Source organism: Metabacillus litoralis, assembly GCF_007994985.1.
Taxonomy (GTDB): domain Bacteria; phylum Bacillota; class Bacilli; order Bacillales; family Bacillaceae; genus Metabacillus; species Metabacillus litoralis.
Map to the genome: position 1 here is coordinate 1 of NZ_VOQF01000059.1, position 648 is coordinate 648.

The 648-nt window shown below is 34.3% G+C and carries 2 protein-coding genes; both read right to left on the reverse strand.

Annotated elements, in window-relative coordinates:
- Positions 1 to 355, reverse strand: a 355-nt coding sequence (locus FS935_RS23165; protein WP_158638704.1) for a DUF3492 domain-containing protein, incomplete at its 3' end; no start/stop codon positions are given.
- A 5-nt stretch (positions 356 to 360) separates the two neighbouring features.
- Positions 361 to 648 (reverse strand): DUF2194 domain-containing protein (locus tag FS935_RS23170; protein WP_146950945.1); only part of this gene is annotated, 288 nt, incomplete at its 5' end.

Consider the following 648-nt stretch of genomic DNA (forward strand, 5'->3'; position numbering starts at 1 on the left):
AAAAATTCAAAATCGAATCAATTCGTTCACTAACAAGTAAATCAAATAAAATTGGCCAATTTATTTCATCTCCCCCTATTAAGGAGCTAAATGCCTGCTTTTCTTCAGCGGTAATGTTATATCGTTTGCCTGATACAATTTCTTCCGATAGAAAGGAATCAAGGTGAATATCATACACCTCGACTAAATTTGCAGGAGCTTTATATTTTCGTTTCTTCGTATTTTCCTTTTTAGCTGATATCGATAAAATGATAAACTCGTGCTGCGGCAATTGTGTTAATAGGGACTGTGCCCAACTTGAAACTCCGCCTGTAACATATGGATAAGATCCTTCTGTTATTAAACAAATTCTCATCGTTATCATTCCAATCTAATAGTAAACGTTAATTGATTTGTTTCGATTAAGTAGAGATCTTGACCAACATTTGTTATTTTGCAGCTTTCTACAGAAGAAACTGGCTTTTCAGATGAAAAGAAAAAATAAGCTGGAGCATTTAGTTTGTTAAGATGAAAGGTAATTCCATCATTTGTATGCTCTTCTGTTACGATCGTTTCAACATAATTTTGCACATCATCCAACGTATCAGATACTTTCACATATCGTAGCCACGGAGCATCTTTTTTCAGATTGCTTTGTAGCGCTGAAAA